Source organism: Halostagnicola larsenii XH-48 (assembly GCF_000517625.1).
In the GTDB taxonomy this organism is placed as follows: domain Archaea; phylum Halobacteriota; class Halobacteria; order Halobacteriales; family Natrialbaceae; genus Halostagnicola; species Halostagnicola larsenii.
Genome location: NZ_CP007057.1, coordinates 435,257 through 457,835, shown reverse-complemented (window position 1 = coordinate 457,835; position 22,579 = coordinate 435,257). Strand labels below are relative to the sequence as shown.

At 54.2% G+C, this 22,579-nt stretch carries 18 protein-coding genes and 1 pseudogene; 10 read left to right on the top strand and 9 right to left on the bottom strand.

Translation table 11 applies throughout. The annotated features are described in order from the left end of the window. The first annotated feature begins 9 nt into the window (after positions 1-9). The 5 genes and pseudogenes from HALLA_RS18315 to HALLA_RS20295 all read left to right on the top strand — a co-directional run. On the top strand, positions 10-420 hold the full coding sequence (locus HALLA_RS18315; RefSeq protein WP_049954912.1) for a universal stress protein: 411 nt from the start codon (positions 10-12) through the stop codon (positions 418-420). A 204-nt stretch (positions 421-624) separates the two neighbouring features. Next, complete coding sequence (locus HALLA_RS18310; RefSeq protein WP_049954911.1) at positions 625-813, top strand: hypothetical protein; 189 nt, start codon at positions 625-627, stop codon at positions 811-813. Beyond that, positions 810-2,291 carry a sodium:solute symporter family protein gene (locus HALLA_RS18305; protein ID WP_049954910.1) on the top strand — a complete coding sequence of 494 codons (1,482 nt, stop codon included), beginning with the start codon at positions 810-812 and terminating at the stop codon, positions 2,289-2,291. Before HALLA_RS18310 ends, HALLA_RS18305 begins: the two co-directional genes overlap by 4 nt. Positions 2,292-2,564: 273 nt before the next feature. Then, positions 2,565-3,323, top strand: coding sequence for an IclR family transcriptional regulator (locus HALLA_RS18300; RefSeq protein WP_049954909.1), 759 nt, complete (start codon positions 2,565-2,567; stop codon positions 3,321-3,323). A gap of 841 nt (positions 3,324-4,164) precedes the next feature. Then, positions 4,165-4,432 (top strand): annotated as a pseudogene (locus HALLA_RS20295) (zinc ribbon domain-containing protein); the annotation flags it as partial. Positions 4,433-4,623: 191 nt separating this feature from the next. On the opposite strand, the gene HALLA_RS18290 reads toward HALLA_RS20295, so the two are convergent. Then, positions 4,624-5,331 carry a ferredoxin--NADP reductase gene (locus HALLA_RS18290; protein WP_049954907.1) on the bottom strand — a complete coding sequence of 236 codons (708 nt, stop codon included), beginning with the start codon at positions 5,329-5,331 and terminating at the stop codon, positions 4,624-4,626. Positions 5,332-6,303: 972 nt separating this feature from the next. Here HALLA_RS18290 and HALLA_RS18285 point away from each other — a divergent pair. Further along, positions 6,304-7,794: an aldehyde dehydrogenase family protein gene (locus HALLA_RS18285; RefSeq protein ID WP_049954906.1), complete on the top strand. Its 1,491-nt coding sequence runs from the start codon at positions 6,304-6,306 to the stop codon at positions 7,792-7,794. A gap of 112 nt (positions 7,795-7,906) precedes the next feature. Further along, positions 7,907-9,226: a methyl-accepting chemotaxis protein gene (locus HALLA_RS18280; RefSeq protein ID WP_084569126.1), complete on the top strand. Its 1,320-nt coding sequence runs from the start codon at positions 7,907-7,909 to the stop codon at positions 9,224-9,226. Positions 9,227-9,516: 290 nt separating this feature from the next. Here HALLA_RS18280 and HALLA_RS18275 read toward each other — a convergent pair whose 3' ends face one another. The 3 genes from HALLA_RS18275 to HALLA_RS18265 all read right to left on the bottom strand — a co-directional run bounded on the left by HALLA_RS18275 (position 9,517) and on the right by HALLA_RS18265 (position 12,388). After that, positions 9,517-10,293, bottom strand: a complete 777-nt coding sequence (locus HALLA_RS18275; protein ID WP_049954905.1) for an HpcH/HpaI aldolase family protein — start codon at positions 10,291-10,293, stop codon at positions 9,517-9,519. A gap of 23 nt (positions 10,294-10,316) precedes the next feature. Further along, positions 10,317-10,685, bottom strand: coding sequence for a VOC family protein (locus HALLA_RS18270; RefSeq protein ID WP_049954904.1), 369 nt, complete (start codon positions 10,683-10,685; stop codon positions 10,317-10,319). 1,301 nt (positions 10,686-11,986) lie between these two features. Next, positions 11,987-12,388, bottom strand: coding sequence for an acyl-CoA thioesterase (locus HALLA_RS18265; protein WP_277921494.1), 402 nt, complete (start codon positions 12,386-12,388; stop codon positions 11,987-11,989). Positions 12,389-12,690: 302 nt separating this feature from the next. Between HALLA_RS18265 and HALLA_RS18260 the strand changes: the two genes are divergently transcribed. The 3 genes from HALLA_RS18260 (at position 12,691) to HALLA_RS18250 (ending at position 17,591) form a co-directional block, all read left to right on the top strand. Next, positions 12,691-14,247: a class I adenylate-forming enzyme family protein gene (locus HALLA_RS18260; protein WP_049954902.1), complete on the top strand. Its 1,557-nt coding sequence runs from the start codon at positions 12,691-12,693 to the stop codon at positions 14,245-14,247. Between the two features lie 440 nt (positions 14,248-14,687). After that, positions 14,688-16,049, top strand: coding sequence for a hypothetical protein (locus HALLA_RS18255; RefSeq protein WP_242406237.1), 1,362 nt, complete (start codon positions 14,688-14,690; stop codon positions 16,047-16,049). Positions 16,050-16,634: 585 nt separating this feature from the next. Then, a complete protein-coding gene (locus HALLA_RS18250) occupies positions 16,635-17,591 on the top strand; it encodes a 2-hydroxyacid dehydrogenase (protein ID WP_049954900.1) in 957 nt (318 codons plus the stop codon). A gap of 95 nt (positions 17,592-17,686) precedes the next feature. Here the strand turns inward: HALLA_RS18250 and HALLA_RS18245 are convergent, their stop codons facing one another. The 5 genes from HALLA_RS18245 to HALLA_RS18225 all read right to left on the bottom strand — a co-directional run bounded on the left by HALLA_RS18245 (position 17,687) and on the right by HALLA_RS18225 (position 22,475). After that, positions 17,687-18,616, bottom strand: coding sequence for a VOC family protein (locus HALLA_RS18245; RefSeq protein WP_049954899.1), 930 nt, complete (start codon positions 18,614-18,616; stop codon positions 17,687-17,689). 164 nt (positions 18,617-18,780) lie between these two features. Continuing rightward, complete coding sequence (locus HALLA_RS18240; protein ID WP_049954898.1) at positions 18,781-19,146, bottom strand: VOC family protein; 366 nt, start codon at positions 19,144-19,146, stop codon at positions 18,781-18,783. An 88-nt stretch (positions 19,147-19,234) separates the two neighbouring features. Beyond that, positions 19,235-20,134: a bifunctional methylenetetrahydrofolate dehydrogenase/methenyltetrahydrofolate cyclohydrolase FolD gene (gene folD / locus HALLA_RS18235; RefSeq protein WP_049954897.1), complete on the bottom strand. Its 900-nt coding sequence runs from the start codon at positions 20,132-20,134 to the stop codon at positions 19,235-19,237. Between the two features lie 230 nt (positions 20,135-20,364). Next, positions 20,365-20,973 carry an anthranilate synthase component II gene (locus tag HALLA_RS18230; RefSeq protein WP_049954896.1) on the bottom strand — a complete coding sequence of 203 codons (609 nt, stop codon included), beginning with the start codon at positions 20,971-20,973 and terminating at the stop codon, positions 20,365-20,367. Further along, complete coding sequence (locus tag HALLA_RS18225) at positions 20,970-22,475, bottom strand: anthranilate synthase component I family protein (protein ID WP_049954895.1); 1,506 nt, start codon at positions 22,473-22,475, stop codon at positions 20,970-20,972. The genes HALLA_RS18230 and HALLA_RS18225 overlap by 4 nt, the downstream gene beginning before the upstream one ends. Positions 22,476-22,579 lie beyond the last annotated feature (104 nt).

The window sequence follows — 22,579 nt, the reverse complement described above, 5'->3', positions numbered from 1 at the left end:
CCAACTGACATGTACCGTATTGTTCTGGCCATCGACACCGACGTGGATCGTTCGATATCGCAGGCACAGGCGATTATCGACCTCGCGGCGTCTCCCGATACGATCGCAGTCACGATCGCACACGGCTTCGAGTTCAAAGGCCCGGACGACGAACTTGTCGCTCTCGAGTCCGTCCAGGAAGTAACAACCCGTTTTGACGAGCACGAGATTCCGTACGAACTGCGTGACAAGCAGGCGGAACCAGCATCGTTCGTGATCGAGATTGCCGACGAAATCGACGCCGACGCGATTTGTGTAGGAGGGACTACACAAAGTCCTGTCGGGAAGGTGCTTTTCGGGAGCGTCGCACAGCAAATCATTCTTGAGGCCGATCGCTCCGTGCTCATTGCTGGAGGCTATACGGGCGAAAGAGGCGACTGACGACCGAACTGGTTATTAGCGATACGAACGGTGGATCGAACCCGTTCTGAGCATCGTCACGACACATATATCATCAGTAATTAGATAAGAACCACCCATGTATATATGGGGCGGCTGGGAATGGTACGATAGAACATGCTAAAAGGTAGCTTATGGTATCCAAATAACGGGAAGCAAGCGGCGCTATTCATCGCGATCTGTGCAATGATCGTGCTCCATCAGAGCGAACTGGTCGGACTCTTCGGTTCGACTGCGATCGTGTTCGGCTGGTTGCCCGTACAGATCGCCTACGATATGGCGTTCAATCTCGTCGGGTTCGGTATTCTGGTCGTGATGTACTATTTGGCCCCGACGCCACCGGAACGATACGAATCGGAGCGTGAGGCAGAATGATCTCGACATCGAACGCGATCATCCTCGGGATTACAGCCGTGTACTTGCTACTCGTGATTCTTGTTGGGGCTGCGGCCTCCCGTATCACGGGTGATTCCAGAGAAGACTTCCTCATGGCGAGTCGGTCGTTCGGGACGGTCGTGCTCCTCTTTGCGCTGTTCGCGACGAACATGACCTCCGTCGTGATGATCGGGGCACCGGGACTCGCGTACTCGACGGGAGTCAGCGCATACGGGTTTTTCGTGTCGCTCTTTGCGTTCCTGTTCCCGGTGTTCCTCATGACGTTCGGGTATCGTATCTGGATCGTGGGGAAAGAATTCGGCCATATCACTCCGGGCCAGATATTCAACCACCGGTGGGAAGCCAACAATCTCGGGCTTCTCGTTATGGCGATTTTCACTATCTGGACGATTCCGTACATCCTTGTCGGTGTGCAAGGAGGCGGAATCGTCTTCGAGTCACTCACGGGCGGGATGATTCCCTACTGGCTCGGGGCGCTCGTCACCATCGTCGTTACGGGATTGTACGTCTACCCCGGCGGAATGCGAGGGACAGGGTGGACGAATACCTTCCAGGGAATGGTGTTCATGACGATTCTACTGGCGTTTTTCATCTACATCCCGATCCGAATCGGTGGGTTCGGAGCGGCGACCGATGCAGTCGCGCAGATAAACGACGGTATCCTCCTCAATCGAGAGGGGCTCCCACCGTACGAGACTCGGATGTACTTCTCGCAGGGCATTATCGTCGCGCTGGGAGCGTTCATGTTTCCACATCTGATCCTTCGATATATGACGGCTCGATCGTTTACGACGCTCAAACAGACTTCGGTCATCTATCCGATCGCCGTGCTGTTAGTCTGGGTCCCGACGGTTTTGCTCGGATTCTGGGGAATCGCACAGCTCCCGAACCTGGAGAATCCAGACTTTATCTTGCCAGAACTCGTCTTCGAATTCCTCCCGACGTGGGGGGTCGGACTCGCACTCGCGGGCATTCTGGCGGCGATGATGTCGAGCATCGATGGGCAGGTTCTCACGCTGAGTACGTTCTTCAGCGAAGACGTCCTCCGGAAATTCTGGGACGACGTGACCGACGCAAAAGCCGTCTGGTACACTCGAGTGTTTCTAGTGGCCATATTCGTGCTTGCCTACGTCGGAGCATTACTCACATCGGATACCGTCGTCGACACGGCGACGTTCGCATTCGCAGGATATGGGCTCCTGTTCGTGCCGATGGCAGCGGCGTTTTACTGGCGTAATTCGACGAAAGCGAGCATCTACGCCGGCGTGATCTACGGATTCGTTGGAATCTGGGCGTTCGAATACGGCCCACTGCCACCGGAGGTGGTCGGATTCCACCCGTTCGTGCCACTGTTGGCAACCCAGATACTGGTAATGCTCGTCGTTGCACAGGTCACTGCGCCGCCATCCGAATCGAGGATCAACGAATACGAGGAGAGTTTCGAAGATGTCTGGTAATCGGTAACCACTAACTGCCTCCACGAGTTACGTTCCTGTTTTCTGTTACTTAATCCAAGAACAAGCTTTCAACGGGGGCTAATCAGCTTTTGTACCGCGTATCGAACCTTCTACAGAAAGTAGAAAAATATCGAATGTTGGAGCACTATTAGGTTATTCACTCTCTCGAGGATGTGATCATATATAATTGTATATGTGATCTATTAGAGTCTATCGCAGTCGATTGTTCCATGAGACGGAACAATTATTGCCACTCGAACGGATGTACGCCATATGGCCGATTCGGATACGATCAAATCTGACGAAACACTCCTCTCGATTATCGACGTACTGTACGAGGAAGGGGGAGCTACGGTTACCGAGATCGCCGACGCCGTTGCCGTTTCGAAAAGCACCGTTCACCGCCATCTCGCCACCCTCCAGAAACACCATTACGTGGCGAAAGAAGAGTACGAGTACGTACTCGGATTTCGATTCTTGGACCTCGGCGGACACGTTCGACAGCGTGATCCGATATACAAGAACGTAAAGATGACCGTCAAGGATATCGCCGAAGAGACGGGAGAATTCGTCGGATTCCTCGTCGAGGAACACGGCCTCGGAACCTACATTTACTCTGAGTGGGGATCTGAGGGCGTCGGAAACGACGTTCGCATCGGCCGACGGATTCACCTTCACCAATCAGCCGCCGGAAAAGCGATTCTGGCACACCTCCCCGAAGAACGGGCGGCAACGATTATCGACGAACACGGCCTTCCGGAACGGACCCCCCAGACGATCACAGACCGTGAGGAACTCGAGGAGAACCTCGAGACGATCCGTGATCGAGGCTATGCGTACGCATTCGATGAACACACGGAGGGATTGTGGGGGATTGGCGTCCCCGTCCACAACGTCGATGGCAGTATCGCCGGCGGGTTGATCGTTGCGGGTCCAACGTATCGAATGCGAGGCCGGCAACTCGAGGACGAATTCCCCGAGTTTCTACTTGGTGCGACAAAGGAGTTTGAACTTAATATGTCACACCAGTAGTCTCCCAGTCACCACCAACGGAGACCAATTCCCGCACTCGGGTGTGCCTCTAGCGGTCACACTGGTGTGGCCGTTTGCTCGCATTAAATCAATCTTGGGATCGGTTTCATTTTGAATTGACGAGACAGCGGAGGACGTTCGCGGCTTACCACTCGAGTCGTCATTGCGAGGTGAGTATTGTGAGAGTATTGATTGGTATATCCATATTCAGTATTGCTAGAACTATACAATAATTGGTGGCAGTACGTATCGCTATTGCGATTGTTAGTTGATGAGCTGTGAACGCCTTGATGTGGTTTGCCACGATCCTCGAAAAATGTGTGTTCAATGACTGTTTTCCCGCGGTGAAATTGGCCATATGACTGTATACGCCCTCTACTGCTCTGGTAATTAATTTAAATATAATGGGAATATTGTATGAAATGCAGATATAAATTCATAGAAACGATTTTATTTCCCCGTATAATACTTCATATAGAAATGGTCGGGCACTGATGTGTATTGAATACTGTAGAAACTACTCCTTCATATGGCAAGTTAACTAGGCAGTATTCAGATAGATACTCAACGATGGTATTTTGCGGATTCTCCTCTTGACCAAGTGGTCGTCTGCAAATCATAATATCTCAACGCTAGGGAATCTTTACCTTTCAGGGCAGGGGATCTCAAGAGGGCCTGTATTCGTGTTGGTAACTGCTTGAATAGGATCAATAGGTACCTTTTGGAACTGGTTTACCTATCACTACTACTATAGTGGAAACGCTCTTTGCCGTCGTGCCAACAAACCTGCTGGCGTAGGTTTGAGGCACGACGCTCTGAGACAAACGTTTTGAGTGGAATCATTAATCCGGCGTACACGAGTCAGCGGTGCTCGAAGTGTGGGTTCACACAATGACAACCGCCCGCACAACAACGGACAAGACGAGTTTGAGTGTCTGAAGTGCGGATACGACGTACACGCGGACTACAACGCGGCGAAGAATATCGGCCTGCAGTATCTCCGCGACCAGCAAAAGTCTGGGCGTGGAGGCGCACCCGTAGGCGTGCGCTTGAACACCGGGACGTTGAACGTAAATGGCGAATATTCGCCTACCGCTCTTAGCGGTTAGACGGGAGTCCACGCTGAATGCCACGCCCTGAAGAGCGTGGTAGCTTACTTGTTTGTGAGGTGGCGTTCCCTGTGTCACTGCGTGCAGGGTACTTTCCTCAACATAGTTCGAGTTCGTGTCACCACCCGAAACGATCAATGTAGTCGATGTTAGCGAGAGTATGCTATTTGCTCCCGAACAAATCACGACGATTACTCGTTCGCTGCGTCGTCCTCCCACCCCTCACTGTGAATCCGCTCCTCAGGGGTACCGAGGTCGCGGAGTTCCTCGTTCGTCTCGACGACCATCCCCGGGACCCCGCACACGTAGAAGTCACGCGTCTCGAAATCATCGAAGAGGTCCTCGAGGTGATTCTGGACGTAGCCGGTCCGGTCGAGCCAGTCCCACTCGGGTTCTGACAGCGTGTAGGTCACCTCGATATTGTCGTGCATCGCCGACAGTTCACAGAGGGTATTCCGGTGGAAGATCGATTCGGCCGTCTGCTCTCCGAAGACGAGGTGTGCGTCGCCGCCCCCGACCTGCGCGTATTGCCTGAGCATCGATAGCAACGGTGTGAGGCCGGTGCCGCTCGCGAGCAGAGCGATATCGCGGTCCGGATCCTCGAGCGAGAGGTTCCCCTCGAACTCGCCGATCTCGATTTCGTCGCCCGGGGACCGAGTGTGCATGTACGAGGAGGCGAGGCCGTCGTCATAGCGCTTGATCGCCAGCGCGAACTCGTCGGTGCCGGGAAGGGTCGTCGGACTGTAGGGACGGACGACCTCCTTGCCATCGGCCTCGAACTGAACCGTAGTGTGCTGTCCGGGATCGAACTCGAGTTTTGCGCCGGGGATACGAAGGCGGAACCCCGTGACTCGTGGCGCGAGCTGATACGTACCGACGATGGTGGCAGTCCGCGTCATCGGATCAGGTGCTACGCGGATCAGACGGAAAAAACGGTCGTCTGGGATCCGACGAAAGTCAGAGTCGAGGCAAGGGTGCAGCCGAGGCACAATCTGAACCTGCTCTCGAGACCGCCATCACTGCCGACTGCCGGCTGTCCCGTGCCAGCGAGATTATGAATAAATCAAAAGTATTCACACGCTCCATGAACGGAAGTTAATCGAAATTATCCCCGTTGCAAGACCGTCAAGTGAGTCAAAGAAGCGGTGGCTGAGGGCCGGCAAGAACTGTCTCCAGCAGTCGTCGACTGGGTATCAATTCCGGTGAGCTGATGGGTGCGTCGCGACGTCGAGGCCGTCACGAATCCGGCGCCTCTGACAGCCGACGCCTGGAAATACGGCGACCCAGTCAACACGCCGATCAAATCATCCTCGAGGTCAAGCGTCTGGCATTCTCCTCGCACAGCCTGTAACTGTAAGGAAAAGTGAGTATAATCTTCGGTGATCACGCCCAACAAGTACGTCCAGTCGCGTAGACCAGGAAGTTCGACAGACGGCTGCGTACCACGGGAAACCACGCGGTACGTGGCGACCCGGAAAGAATTCTTGGGTGATCGATACGGACTATTGGGATGTTTATCCACCGTCGCTTTCATCTCTTCGTCGATCTCCTCTCGATCGATTTCATTAGTCTCAGCTGCTTTCAGACGCTCTTTCTGACACCTCAATCCCGTTTCTTCAACGGCGGTCGACAGCTCGAGGTGAGTACTGCTTCGTGTGGCTCTTGGCGACAACCGTATTCGATGGCGTCCATTTCTGCAAGAAGATAACCTACTGCATAGTACAGTAGATTATGAGTAAAAAGTTCTAATAGATATTAACGTACGCGACTCGTCGATTGTACCGAATTCTTACGTGATTATCCGTGATGTATCGGGGATTCTCTCCTCATTCTTTCCTATTTTAGGGTATTATACCGTTTGGTAAAGCGCAATGGCGAACGACATCACAATCGACGATAACTGGAACGAGCTTTATATCAACGGCGACTGGGTTCCGAGCCAAGACGGGAGCACTCTATCCGTCGAGGATCCCTCTACCCGTGAGAAACTGACGGAAGTACCCTCCGCTACGGAAGCGGATATCGATGCGGCCTATGAAGCTGCAGCCGCTGCTCAAGAAGACTGGGGTGAACAACCACCTGCCCATCGGCAAGCGGTTGTCCAGCAGCTCATACAGACCCTCCAGGAACACAGTGAGGATATAATCGAGTTACTCGCACACGAAGTCGGAGGCTCACGTATTATGGGCGAAACTTCGATTCAGATCGCAACCGATCATGCTTCCGAAGCAGCGACGCTGCCGCGGCGAATGAAAGGCGAGTACGCCGATTCTAACATCCCTGGAAAGGAGAACCACGTCAAACGTGAGCCGAAAGGCGTCGTTACGGTGATTTCGCCGTGGAACTTCCCGCTGAACCTCTCGATGCGCGCTGTTGCACCTGCAATCGCAGCGGGCAACAGTGTCGTTCTCAAGCCTTCCACGAACTCCCCAATTACGGGAGGGCTGTTGTTCGGCAAACTCTTCGAAGAAACCGACCTCCCGGACGGCGTCCTGAACGTCGTAACGGGGCGGGGGTCCGAAATCGGCGACGCTGTTGCCAGCCATCCGGAGAGCGATGTCGTCTCGTTCACCGGGTCTACGGAAGTTGGCCAGCACGTCGCGGGGCTCGCAGCCGAAAACTTGGCAGTACCAGCGATGGAACTCGGGGGGAACAATGCATTCGTGGTCACTGGCGACGCCGACCTCGATCGCGCTATCGACAGCGCGACCTTCGGATCGTTCGTTCACCAAGGGCAGGTCTGTATTTCCATCAATCGCCATATCGTCCACGAAGACATCTACGACGAGTACGTTGAACGTCTCGTTGAACGCGCCGAAGAGCTACGGGTGGGAAGCGCACACGAAGAGGATACAGCCGTTGGCCCAATTATCGACGAGTCACAGCGCGACGAGATGCTGGAGTATGTAACGGAAACTACTGAAGCCGGTGCGACGTTAGAAACGGGCGGAGCAACTGTCGATCTCGAGGGAGCCGAAGACTCGCTCGTGGTCGAGCCAACGGTGCTCTCAGACGTCACAAACGACATGGCGGCTGCGTGCAACGAGCACTTCGGCCCAATTGCACCCGTGATTCCGTTCAGTGACATCGACGAAGCCATCGAAATCGCCAACGATACCGAGTATGGCCTCTCCGGTGCCGTTCATGCCGATGACCTGGAAGTCGCGAAGGATATTGCAGACCGCATGGAGACCGGAAACGTTCACATCAACGACCAACCCATCAACGATGAAGCCCACGTGCCGTTCAGCGGTATCGGCGCCTCCGGCGTGGGGACCTACAACAGCGACGCGTTCCTTCACGAAATCACGGAGACGAAGTGGGTCTCGATTCAGCATCAGCCTCGAGAGTATCCACTCTAATCTTCGTTTTCACACGAGAGAGTTTCACTCGGCAACGTTTTTGACGAGGCTCCGATTATGTCTTCAAATCCGGCCGTTAGATACATGTGAATTGTCTATCGTGTAGAGTATAATGACTGATGAGCAGATACTGCTGCGGCCAGAAAGCGACGTCCACGAGACTGAATTACAGGAAGTAAAAGCGGAACGCGATTTTTGGCATGATCTCTTCAATAGCCTTGTCACGGATTTCCCGGAGCCAGCGATGGTCGTCGACGACGAGGGGATGATCACACATTGGAACGAAGCGCATGTCGAACTGACCGGGATAACGAAAGATCAAGCTATCGGAGAGCAGGCGATGGACGTGCTTGGAACTGATAGCGTTGATGAAACATTAGCTGAGACAATTGCTCGAACCGGCGAAACCATTCGCGAAGAGCAGATTCGGTCCGCTAATAGCGAGGATGGGAGTTGGCATATTCGCGCTGCTGGGTCCCCATTGCGCACTCCCGATGGCGAATCGATCGGCGCGTTTGAGTATGCATCCGTTGTGACGGACCTGGTTGAACAGAGAAAGGAGTTAGAACAGGCCCAAGAGGACATTAGTGCCACCATCGAAAACGCCGTTGAAGATCTGCTTTCAGCAGCTGGGACAAATGCGGAAATAAGCGAAGAAGTCGATGAACTTGCTGCGGAGCAAGTCGACAACCTCAGTGAAGTTCGGAACGAAATGGAACGGCTGTCGGCGACCGTCGAAGAGATTTCTGCCAGTGCTGAGGAAGTTAGCGGCCAGAGTGAGACCGCTGCTGAACTGGCTATCGACTCCGAAACGGCGACGAAGGAGATCGTATCGATCATCGAAGACGTCCGGGCTGCTACTGAAACGTTATCAGAAAATAGCTACGAACTCGAACGACGGATGGAAGAAATCGATACAGTCGTCGACGTTATCGATACAATAGCTGATGAAACCAACTTATTAGCCGTGAACGCGAACATCCAAGCAGCACAAATTGATTCAGGTGCAGGGGGATTTAGCGTCGTCGCTGATGAGGTGAAAGAACTGGCCGATCAATCGAAAGGAGAGGTTGAAACGATCGAGGACATCGTCGACGATATTCGGAAAAATACGACCGAAACGATCAGCAGCATCGAGACAACGAGTCGCCGTGTCGATGAGGCGAGTGAACGAGCCCAGATCGTCGACGAGAAGCAATCAGCAATCGAATCCGCTATCGAAGAAGCAAACACCGGAATCGAACAAATCGCAGGAGCTACCGATGATCAAGCGGCGACAACGGAAGAGGTCGCGACTATGCTCGGCAGGTCAGTCGACCAGATCGAGACGGTTGCAGACCAGATCGAGATACTCGCAGAAACCAACGAGAAGCAAATTGAGAACGTTCGAACAGTCCGTAAAGAGGTCCATGAACTCGAAACAGATCTGTGATCGCTGATCGATAATATGTAGGGCGAGTGCCCTGAAGCCCGACCTCAGGTCAAGGTTCACTACGCTGGAAATATAGACGGACTTCTAACTGCGAATACAGGTAATAGAATATACAGATGGAGTACGACGTCGCCGGTGTAGCTTCGGAGTAGATGCCTTCCCCTCGCTCTCTCCAGTCTTGGAACGCTACTGTTGGACCACCTGTCGTTGCCATCAAAACGTCTCTCGCGGTTATTCTTTCCCAGCCACACGCGCTGACGCACTGCTGACGGGAAATATCTGAGTTCCTATCACTTCTCGAGTTTCTCGAGGTGACTCTCGAGTGTCGAACGGATCGAGGAGATATCACCGCCCGTTCGAATGATCCGGTATCCATCGTCAACCGCTTTCTGCACGTCATCCGGGTCGTTCTCGATTTTCCCCATGGGAACATCGGCCGATCGACAAGCAGTTTCGATTTCGCTGATCTGCTCTATAACGTCCGGATGAGTCTTGTCTGTTGGATGTCCCATCTGGACAGAGAGGTCTGAAGGGCCGATGAAGACGAAGCCGAGCTCCGGAACGGAAAGGATCTCTTCCAGTTCGTCGATTGCGGTCGTCTTCTCGATCATCGCTCCGATATAGACCGCATCATCTTCAGTCGCTACGTAGTCATCGGCGAAGCCCCACGTTCGGGATCGGCCGCTTGCCATGCCTCTTTCACCTGGTTCACCCTCGTAGACGAACCGACTCGCTTTCACCGCCTCTCGAATCTCATTGGCGGTATCGACCCGTGGGATCAAGATATTTCGGACGCCCGTATCGAGCACCTTTCTGACGAGTGGTGGATGGCCCGATGGGAGCCGAACGAACAGTTCGATGTCCGCAACTTCCGCCGCTCGTGTGAGTTCCTCGAAGACGGTACTGTCGTATGGGCTCGGCCCCATGTGCTCGAAGTCCAGCCAGACGAAATCGAAACCTAACTCGCCGTAAATTTCGATAACCGTCGGTGAAAATAGTGAGGAGCGTGCACCATAGACGGGGGTTCCATTTTCTACCTGTTCTCGAAAACTGTTTCTCTGATCCATGATCTCTCTGTTGAATTCCCTCTCTAGTCGTCGTCTGACACGATTTGGAAGCGGTGTCCATCCGGGTCTCGGAAGTTCGTAATTGTCCGATCCGTTGCTTCGACGTCATACGGGCCGACGATCGAATCGACTTCCTCCGTTTCAAGCTGGTCGGTTATCTCTTCGATATTCTCGACGTTGAATGCGATGTGGTTGATCCCGGGCACCTCTTCGCCTTCGACAGTGTGGATTTCGAAAATCGGTCCCTCGGTTTCACCCCCTGGCTGAAGCTCGACGGACTCCCCGTGATGTTCCGTTTTTCGGAGTTCTTCGTACCCGAGCTTCTTCAGGAACGCGGCCGTTTCTTCGGCATCGCTCGCTTCGATTTCGATATGATCTATTTCTCCAATCACAAGGTGAAAGTGCGGTCCTAATAGGTTAAGTATACCGGTAGAGGCGAACAGTCCCCGTCTTAGGGCGTCCCCTCCAGACATTCTCGGTTTTCTTGTCGACGAAATTCTGGCACTGACTCCGCTGCGTACTCACATCACGGTTTGTTTTGTGGGAACACTCCCCATCCGATTTGCTCGGAAATGATACCATCCGGTGATACGTTGGCTCGTTTAGTTACTGGCTGATCCACTCCAAAAAGACGGATTACTCGTGTTGATGTATTCGATTTCCCTCTGAACGGCTTTACGGACCGTTGACACCCATCAGTAGAGAAGCATGCTGCCGAGTAGTTGTCCAGTCTCTTTCCTGAGACACAGCAAAGACGGAATAGCTGCGCTCTTTCAGGATGATAACCGGCGGGGTATCGTTCAGACTACGGGGTGAGTGGACCGCTCTTGATTCGAATCGCCTCTGGCCCACTATAGTGTATGTTATGACATTTCCATCTCACTGGGGGGATCGTTTGGCCGAGCTATCTCGTTTCAAAAGGGCAGAAGAGGGGACCTATAGTGTTGAATACGCGCGGATTCTCGGAATGATGCGACCAATGCATGTCAAGCGGTGCCAATCCGCTATACTCGGAATGGCATTCGATCGTCGCTATTTCTTCTCAGCAGGAAGATGGTTGCTGCACTCAAATCCACTTCGTCGCCGTAGAACGGAAAGAACCGCCTCAGAACCGAATTTACGAATCCTTTTTACCCGCGTGCTCGCCTGCCACTGACGAACCTCACCCGTCTAATTACAATGGTACTGATGTAAATAACTCGGTCCGATCGCTAGCGCTTTCTTCTGCCGAAGAACCCGTGTTAACCGATTCACCGATTGGGCTAGCTACCTTATCCGAATATATCGGATAGCTACCGGTCCAATACCATCCAGTTCCGATTCCGTCTCGGTACCAGAACCTGAGTACCGGTTCGACAGCCCGTTGAGAGGCAGACAACTCACAATACTCGTTGGAAGCCGGTAGTTGGACTCCCACAGCCGACCCTTTTCAGGGGAAGAGGTCGAACCGAAGAAAACTCGTCCCAATCACACGCGTTCTCGAACGGATACGCATCAGTGACACACCACCAATCGGGTGTAGGTATCAACGCTGACGGCGGTGGATATCGGCCATCCTTCTCTCGAGAACAACGGGCGTTGCGTAGCCTGGGTACGTCCACAGGCGCTAGTACTCGTCCCAAAACGGTACGCTGAAACGAATTACCGACACACCAACTGAGGCGATGGGTTCCGAAACCGTGCAAGATCGCTGTTATTCGGTCGCATCGGTAATCGCCGTCTTGAGGTCGTCGGGTAGTTCACGGCTCTGGTTGTCCGCCGTCGAGACGCAGACGTGTTGTTCAAATCCCGTATATGCGGTCGTCCCATCCTCGTGTGTCGCTGTAAAATTCAACCCAAGGCTTTTCGTTCCGACATCTGGTTCGGCAGTGATCTGAATCGTGTCGCCGACTTCTACTGGCCGACTAAACTCCATGTCCATCGCGACAATCGGCAGATGAACGTCGTATTCGTCCGGGATTTCCCAGTACGCCATCCCGATGCCATCCATGAATTCTTCACCGGCGCGGTGCATCGCTCCGATGAGTCTTGGGTAGTAAGCGATACCGTGAGGATCTGCGTGTCCCCAAGCGCACTTCCATTCGTACTGAAACATCACTCGGATATTGCTGGCTCCTCACAAGTATTTTTCCTATCGGAGAGTGACAGGAGTAGCAAGCAGACTGGCTTTCTAACGAAGCGTCCACGGAAGACGCGACGGTGACTTTCCGGTATTCGTCTTCCACTCCGATATACCATATTTTATTATGCTCCTTCCACCACCTGCTGGTAGGCGTGATGGATCGAGTAATATGGATATCGTTTTCCAACCACATGTGACGATCCGTTGAACCTCTCACGCTAGCCGCGTAGCACAACACTCAAAGTATAAGAGAAACAATCACGAAGATAGCAAACATGCACCACACTTCAACAGTCGAAGTTCCGAAGATAAAGGACCTATCGCGTATTGCGGCGAAGAACAACGCCGATAAAACCGCGTTTGGTAACGGGATCAATGGACGAACGATGACGTGGCGGGAGTTCGACGATACGAGCAAACGGGTCGCGAACGCGTTCGGAGATCACATCGGCCAGGGGGACCGAGTCGCGCTTCTTTGTGAGAACTCCCTCGAGCACGCGACTCTCTGGAACGGCGCACTAAAGGCGGGTGCGATCGTCTCGAATCTCCACACGCGTGCGTCGCCGAACACACTACAGCACTGTATCGACACGCTCAGCCCGCGTGCCCTTGTCGTTGACGAGGAGACATCGGACCTTTTCCAGTCGCGGGTACGGGACAAGATTTCGACTGACCTCGACGTCATCGTCAATACGGGCGACGCACAGGCCCGACACGAGCAATCGTTCGATTCGTTTAACGAGGGACACGAAGCAACGGAGCCCGATGTTCGGGTCCGTGAAGACGATATTGCCACGGTGATGTGGACATCCGGAACGACGGGGAGACCGAAAGGGTGGTGTCACACGAATCGCGGGTTATATTTCCGGGCGACAGCGCTGGTCGATATCCTCGAAGTCGACCGACCGGCGCGCCAGCCACACGTCTTTACCCCCTCGTTCGCGGCGTGGTACTCCGCTATGCTTCCGGCGCTGGTCGCCGGGGCAACCACTCACTTCCTCAACGCGTGGGATCCGGAAGAGTACCTCCAAATGATCGATGAGCACGACATGACGACTGCGATGTTAGTTCCAACGATGTGGCGGGAGATTCTCAATCTCGACTCGTTCGACGAGTACGATATCGACTCGTTGCAGGCGATCACTTCGGCCGGGGAGGTCCTCGATGCAACGACGCTGAAACGATTGCGGGGAGATGTCTGCGATGTCGTTAAAAATTGCTACGCAGCTACCGAGGCTTTCGCCACCGTAATGACGAACGACGAACTCGAGGAAAGTCGCGTCGAAAGCGTCGGGAAGCCGATTCCCGGCGTTCAGATCCGCATCGTCGACCAAGACGGCGACTACACCGATGTGAAGCCGAACGGCGAAAGTGGCGAAATCGCCGTTCGAGCGCCCGATTGCCCGGTGTGGGCCTGGAAACGAACTGCGAAGACGGAGCGGGTATTCGAAGACGGCTGGTGGTATACCGGCGACGTCGGGTACCGAGACGACGAGGGCTTCATCTACCTCGAGGGACGAGCTGACTTCAGGATAAAGTCGAAGGGAATAAAGGTGTACCCATCACCTATCGAAGAACGATTGAACGCTCACTCGGGGGTCAATGAGTCAGCAATTGTTGGCGTGACGGATGAAGAATACGGCGAGATGGTAACGGCGTATGTGTATCCGGACGATCCTGATCTCACAGCGGAAGAACTAGACGAGTGGTGTCTCGAAAGCGACGAGGTCGCCCGCATGGAACGTCCTCGAGAGTATTATTTCGTCGATGAGCCGCTCCCAAGAACATCCACGGGAAAACTCGATCGCAGAAGTGCGAAAGATCTCGCGTGATGTGAGCAGATCACTATTCGTCCGAATCGACCCCAAGACAGTATCCCTCTCAGATCGGTTTTGCGGTTAGGTAACACGAAGTAGCTCGACTATCGGATACTCTCAGCGCGAATTGGGTTCATACCAGGTATCGTGTTCCAGCAATCCGGCCAACACTCTTGATACCGAAGTTCTTGCGTATCGATCGGTCCAGGTTTGACAGCGGCGTTCTATTGCGGATCCTCGCCGAAGTGACTGCGGAAACGGGTCGAACAGCAACACTGCGGAGTAGCCTTGTTCCCTGTTCAATACTTCTCGATGATTCGTTCTCCTTTCGACTCGAACGTGCGTATCGAAAGCGGACCCCGACGGGCAAATCTGTGATTCTGGCCTTCGCGATTGAGGCTAGTAAGCGAAAGTTATAAGTGGCGAAGAATCAACCCTGTAATCGAGACTTGCCAATGAGTAACGAAAGAGCATGGTCCTTTAGCGACAGTATGGAAGAAGCAACGCAGGCTGCCGGAAGCCCTGTCGACCTGATTCGGGATCTGGGTGTCGGTCAGTTCACCGATGTCCCTGACGAAATCACACACTGGATCGAAGAGCAGCGATCCTGGCGAGAAACGTGTGCGTTTGCTGACCAGTCGTACCACATGACTGACCACTCCGTCGAAGGGCCCGATGCGCTCGAGTTCTACTCGGAGTTCGCCGTCAACGACTTCGATACTAGCGAACCCGGAAAGGCCAAACAGATGGTCGTCTCGAATCCCAATGGCTACTTCATTGGCGATGCGATTCTCTTCCATCTCGATGACGAAGAATTCCTTAGCGTCGGCGGTGCAGCCGCACACAATTGGCTTCAGTACCAAATTGAAACCGGTGACTACGACGTTTCGGGAGAGATTCAGCCACGGCCCGTGATGACCGATGAAGACCCGAACAACTTCCGTTTCCAGGTTCAGGGTCCGGAAGCGATTAACATCATGGAAGAGGTGACGGATGAACCGCTCCCCGACCTCGGATTCTTCAACTTCGAGTCCACCTCGATCGATGGGAAGAGCGTTAATCTTCTCCGACACGGGATGGCTGGAGAGCCTGGATTCGAATTCTGGGGTCCGTACGAGTACGGTGACCAGATCAAAGAGATCGTCCTCGACGCTGGCGAAGAATACGGCATTCGCCATCTCGGTGCCGAGGCCTACCAAACTCCGAATAAGATCCTCGGCTGGATCCCGCTCGTCGTTCCGGCGATTTTCGACGAAGGATTGGAGGACTATCGCGAGTGGCTCAGCGTTGGTGATGGACTCCTGTCGGTCGGCGGGAGCTTCGAATCCGATGACATCACGGATTATTACTTCACGCCGGTTGAACTCGGATACGACCACATCGTCCGGTCCGACACCGATCAGCACTTCGTCGGGAAAGAGTCCCTCGAGGCAGAACTCGGAGATCCGGATCGCGAGAAGGTAACCTTGGTCTGGAACGACGAAGATGTCATCGACGTCTACGCATCGCTGTTTAGCGAGGGAGAGACGCATAAATTCATGAGTATGCCACACCCACGCACTTCGGCGTGTCAGTACGATACAGTATTGAAAGGCGACGACCACGTCGGTATTTCCACCGAGATGGCGTACATCTACAACCAGCGAGAGATGCTGTCGCTGGCCGTCATCGATACGGAGTACAGCGAACCAGGCACCGAAGTCAGTCTCGTCTGGGGCGAGCCTGATGGTAATACCAACCCGAAGGTAGAACGTCATGCACAGACCGAAATCCGTGCGACCGTTGCACCCTCTCCGTATAGCGAAGACAATCGGTAACTGACCCGATAGCGGTTTTTAGCTGCGGCTGTGTTTAACTAACTACGTTACGTGACGAGTGCTCTTCTCGCTTATCCCGTATGATGAAGGGGTAGTGATCGCTTGCTCGAGCGCCCTCATTCGTGTTAGCGTTTATAGGATAGCTACTCCCTTCTAGCGGCCGAGGATGGGTTTGCGGACTCGAGTCATAACTGGGCCTCACTGTGCGTTCGATAGGACTCCATCGCCCGATAAAAGATGAGCTACGGGAGGGGGTGGATTCGAATGGCTGACAACCCCTAGGCAAAGGGGAGTGGTTGAGTCGAAATCCCTCCATCTAACGATTAGTGTGCGGTGTCCATAATACTTTGGACCCCTCCGCTACAAAAACGTGAGACGGTGGATGCTGGCGTTTGCTGGTTTTTGAAACGTCGCTCCTGTGAACGACGCTCTCCAGTGTTGTCGTCCGTACTCGTACCAGTGCATTGCTCGATCTTGTTCAGTACATCGGACGATGCTGCGATCTCACCTGGATTAGTAGAGGATGCTGCGTAGCCTGCCTGAATTAGCGACACACTGAAGTAGCTATGAAAATAGCTCTGACCTATGGTTCGAGTAATCGTCGATCAAGATATAACCCCAACGTCCCGGCTAACGAACCAGCTTCCGGATTCCTGGAACGTAGTCGAAGGCATCGATATCGGTGACCAAGAGCTGCGGGATACCGTCAAGACAACGGATATCGCGTTCGTTACGTCTCGTGTTCCGTTCTCACGTCCGATTATCGAAGCGGCGCCGGAATTAGACGTAATCGGGAAACTTGGAACCGGAATCGATTCGATCGACCTCGAGGCCGCTCGTGAGAATGGTGTTACTGTCACGCACACCCCTGGACATAACGCGCTTTCAGTAGCCGAGCATACTCTTGGGTTGATTCTGGCTACGCTTCGCCGACTCACGGAGGCGCGCAACCTCATCAAAGACGGGAACTGGCGCGACGAGTATTCACTCGGAACTCGCCTTTCCGGATCGACGGTTGGGATTGTCGGTCTGGGAAACATCGGGAAACGAGTCGGTAGCCTCCTCTCCGGGTTCGACGTCGAAATTCTCGCCCACGATCCATACATACACGACATCGATACCGAACTGGTTGGCGGGGATCGCGTCTCGCTCGAGACACTGTTGGAACAAAGCGATGTCGTCGTTCTCACGGCAGAGCTCACCGACGAAACCCGCGGTTTGATCGGCAAAGAGGAACTAGCGCAGATGAAGTCATCCGCCGTGCTCATTAACACCGCTCGAGGGCCGATCATCGAAGAAAATGCGCTGCTGGATGCGCTTCGCGCTGGATCGATCGGAGGTGCCGGATTAGATGTGTTTTCCGAAGAACCGCTTGCCGAAGACGCTGCGTTACTCGAGTTCGAGAACGTTGTCGTAACGCCTCATATCTCCGCGATGACGCTCGAGAGCAGACAGGAAGGGATCGATCGGCTTGCAACCAACGTTTCGCTGCTCCGGGACGGAAAGCCGGTCCCTGATCGATATATCGCAGTCGATCCGTGAGCTCGAACGAGTTACCTATCGACTCGCGATAAATCCACTCTACCTGTTCTATTCGCCGCTGGTTCCCTTCCGAAGTACTGAGCGTACGTAGCCTGTTAGTAGTCGACGGTCTCTAAGCCGTCGAAGCCTCCCATCCACTGTCGGTCCTCGAGGTCTGTCTCGTTCCAGGCGATCGGCTCCCAGTCGGGATCGAGGACGAAGTACCCGCTGTCGCTAAATTCGATCCGGTGACCGGTAAGAGGGTCCCTGGCGTAACAGAATTTCCCTCGTGAGATGGAGTGTTGTCCGAGTCCGTCGACTGGGATTTCCCGTTCTTTCATCGCGTCGTACGCATCGAACAGGTCGTTTGAATTATCGACGGTATACGCGGTGTGGTTGAACGTTGCAGTCTCGGCGTCGTCGTGGATCACTGCGACGTCGATTTTAAATCCGGACGCACTGAGCCAGGTGCCCCATCGTGATCCGTCTTCGAGATTGTAATACTCGATCACCTCGAGTCCTAACACATCCTGCAGCCATTCGGACAACTCGACGATGTCTGGCTCCCAAATTTGGACGTGATCGATATGCTGGGGGGCAATCGGATTCGTTTTCGTCGGCGTGTACACTCGGTTTTTGAGTCTCGAGCGCCGTTCCTCGGGTGGATCGGGCTTTTCCATCTCGTAGTAGATTTCGAACTGATGTCCGTTCTCAGTCTGGAATCGGATTGCGTCACCCTGTCCGAGCTCTTCGCCATCGTCTACCCACGTAATATCCACCCCGTGGTCAGTAAGGAGGTCGGCATACTCCGCTACCTGTTCCGGTTTACGAGTCTGCCAGCCAATATGATCGACACCGGCGGAATCGGTTTCAGTGAGGGTCAACGAGTGGTGTTCGAACTCATCGGCTGCACGGAGGTAGACTGTACCCCCTTCACGAGTGACTTCCTCCAGGCCGATTGCGTCGTGGAAGAACGTCATCGATTCATCTAGGTCCGGCGTCTCCAGTGCGACGTGACCTAATCGAGCTAGTTTTGGTCTCGACATAGCACTGTATTCATTTTCAATCAACTTAATTTGTTCGACGAATATGACTGTGATCCAATCACTAACGGGACCAGTCCAGACTCCTAAAAGCCGACAGCGGAAACGAGTCGTCTCCGCTGCTCCTCGAAACAGGATTGGGTGGGAACTCAGCCGGTTAACTCGCTTTATTCTGCATCCGATACAACCTGGAACCGTCGGCCGTCGGGATCGCGGAAGTTCGTGATCGTCCGACCGGTCTCCTCGACATCGTACGGACCAACGATCGAGTCAATGTCTTCTTCCTCGAGGTGGTCAGTTACCGAATCGATATCGTCGACGCCAAAGGCGATGTGGTTAATTCCTGGAACCTCTTCGCCCTCGACAGTGTGGATCTCGAATATCGGACCGGAGCCATCTTCGGGTTCGAGTTCGAACGATTCCCCGTGATGTTCCGTTGTCCGGAGCTCCTGGTACCCGAGTTTTTTCAGAAAGTTCGCCATTTCATCAGCGTTGCTCGCCTCTATCTCGATGTGATCAATTTCACCGATCATATACCAATCAGGATCAGCAAACATATTAAATATTCCGGTCAGCGAAACACGCCGAAAAAGCCTCCAGCGACGCGTAGTATCGAGTGAGTTACAGCCCTGGTAACTCGACCGAAACGTCTTCTTGAACACTCGCCGCTTTCACCGTGTTATAGAGAAGCATTGTGATGGTCATCGGCCCAACACCGCCCGGAACGGGTGTGATCGCACTTGCTTTGTCCTTAGCAGTCTCGAAGTCGACATCGCCGACGAGTTCGTAGCCTTTCTCAGTATCTGCGTCGACTCGATTAACGCCCACATCGATAACGACCGTTCCCTCAGTAATCATCTCTCCATCGATCAGTTCTGGAACACCGACAGCGGCAACGACGACGTCCGCGTTACGGGTTTTTTCGGCCAGGTTCTTCGTTCGAGAGTGACAGACTGTGACCGTCGCGTTCCCGCCATCCATCTTCTGCAACAGTAGGTTTGCGAGCGGCTTTCCGACGATATCCGACCGGCCGACGACGACGATATCCTTCCCTTCGGGATCGACATCCGCTGCCGCGATCAATTTCTGCACGCCGTGCGGTGTGCAGGGTTTGAATCGCGGATTCCCGGTGACGAGCCGTCCGACGTTTTCCGGATGAAAGCCGTCGACGTCTTTGAGCGGGTCGATCCGCTCCAAGACGGTTTGCTTGTCGACGTGATCGGGGACCGGCATCTGTACTAGAATTCCGTGCACGGATGGATCCGCGTTCAACTCATCGATTTGCGTAAGCAACGACCTGGCCGGTTCGTCTGAATCGATTTCGTGGTGATAGCCGTTCACCCCGATCTCCTCGCACGCTCGCTGTTTCATCGAGACGTACGTCTCGCTCGCCCCGTCATCGCTCATCAACACAGTGGCGAGACCGGGGGTCACGCCGGCATCGGTGAGCGTTGCGATGCTGGTAGACAATTCGTTTTGTATTCGATCACCGACTTCGTTTCCGTCGATTATTTGCGTCATGTTGTGACGAACACCTTTGTTAGACAGGTCATCCCGTGTACGGACCCGGATGGTTCGCTATCGTATGCGCGAATCGATAATCCGGTCTCGCTACTAGCGACCTGCTATCTGACTACGGTACGTATTCCAATACGTCCACTATGGAAAATTATTTCGGTCACTCGTCGCAGGATTCATATGTCTTGTAACTGGTAGCGTACTCCGCAGGTGGCAGGTCGCTTCTCACACACTCACAGTTGCCTCACGAAATTCTCGAGTATTCGTTTTCCGGATCCCGTCAAGATGCTTTCCGGGTGAAACTGAACGCCGAAATGCGGCTTCTCGTCGTGTCGAACTCCCATGAGTACTTCTCGATCGTCGTCCGTCCGCGCCGTTGGCACGAGACAGTCTGGCAGGTTAGACTCCGCCGCAACCAGTGAGTGGTACCGTCCGACTTCGATGGTCTCCTGAAGCCCCGCGAAGAGTCCGTTTCCGTCGTGTGTGATCGTCGATCGCTTCCCGTGGATCACTTCCGGAGCGTGCCCGACGGAGACTCCGTGTGTCGCACAGAGCGCCTGATGGCCCAGACAGACCCCGAGTGTCGGATACTCCGTGTCTGCAAAAATCGACATCGAGATTCCGGCATCTTGTGGCGTTCCCGGGCCGGGAGAAACGATGATCCCGTCCGGATCGAGATCCCGAATGTCCTCCAACGAAACTTCGTCGTTGCGACGAACCACAACTGATGATGACGTGGTGTCTCGTTCGGTTATCGGCGAGGAACTCCTCGAGATAACTTCCCCGACGTACTGAACGAGGTTGTACGCGAACGAATCGTAGTTGTCGATGAGTAGTATCATTGCACTCTCTCGGATTCATCACCGATTGTTTCGACGGCGAACGACGTTCGCTCATCCAACGCCGAATCGACGGCAGCTATCAGCGCCGCGGCTTTGTCAAGCGTTTCATCGTACTCGCTTTCCGGTTCGGAATCGTGGACGACTCCCGCGCCGACTCGAAGATGGTATTCCTCCCCGTATCGGACGAGCGTTCGGATTATGATATTCAGCGTCGCACGATCGTCGAACCCGAGTACGCCGATACTACCTGTATACGGGCCGCGTCGTGTCGATTCGACTTCGTCGATGATCTCCATCGTCCGTGGTTTCGGTGCGCCCGTGATCGTTCCGCCGGGAAAGACGGCGCCGATGGCATCTGCGATGGAAATACTCGAGCGACGTTCCCCCTCGACGAGAGAAACGAGATGCATTACTTCGGAATACCGGTCGACGCGGCGATATTCCGACACATCGACTGAGCCGTATTTGCACACCTTCCCGAGATCGTTTCGTTCGAGGTCGACGAGCATCGCGTGCTCCGCGCGTTCTTTCTCGTCGGACCGAAGTTCGCTCTCGAGGTCTCTATCTTCAATCTCGGTTTCACCGCGAGGTCGAGTTCCGGCGATCGGCTCCGTTCGGAGTTGATCGCCTGCCACATCGATGAGTAGTTCGGGACTCGCACTCACTAGATCGATTCCCGGGAACTCGAGCAATCCTGAGTACGGTGCCGGATTGACTTCTCTGAGAGCGGCATATGCCTCTACTGGGTGAATAACCGCCGGCGCAGTCAGTCGGTGCGAGATATTCGCCTGAAACGTATCGCCGTCGTGGACGTGTTGTTTAACCGTTTTCACTCGCTCGGCGAACTCGTTCCGCCCGCATTCGCTCTGAAACGCAGCGGTTTCCGAGGGGTGCATCGACGGGCGCTCAATCGATCCTGTGGTTGCGTCTCGAGCGAGTTTCAGCGCGGCGTTCCGTCCGTTTTCGTAGGCCGTCTCGACGTCGTCTTTTACGACAGGGCAGGCGGTGATACGGAGCGTAACGGACCCGTTGGTCTGTTCATTCCAGGCGGCTACGCGGTCGAAGACTCCCAGTTGGAGCCGAGGAAGTTGACGAATATTCCGTGTGTTCGTCGGTAACTCCTCGAGTTCGCGAACGATATCGTAGGAAAGCCAGCCGAAGGCGCCGCACGGATACGGCACGTCACAGTCCCCACGCACGAGTTCTTCACGTTGGAGTAGCCCGTCGATAGCAGCCAGAGATGGACTGTCTTCGTGAATCGGCGTTGCATCCGCGCTGACCTGGAGACGTTCGATCGCCTCGACACCGAAGTATCCCCACCCGTCCTGTCCACCAGTCGTCTCGAGGTAGAATCCGCCACGGTCGTTCCGTGCTCGTCGATACGCGTCAAAGGTGTTCGAAACAGTAACCTGTACTTCGACGGGAATTCGGACACCGGAAGGTGAGGCATTGGCGGTGCGTTCAAACGACTCGAAATCTGTTTGTATATCTGGTCTCGTCATGGTGCTGGTCCAGTGGGTGACTTGCGCGACTGAGGGCCACTCGCGAGCCGTTACGTGACGGATGAACCCAAGAGGGAAAAAAGGTTTTCCTCCCGCTACTCACC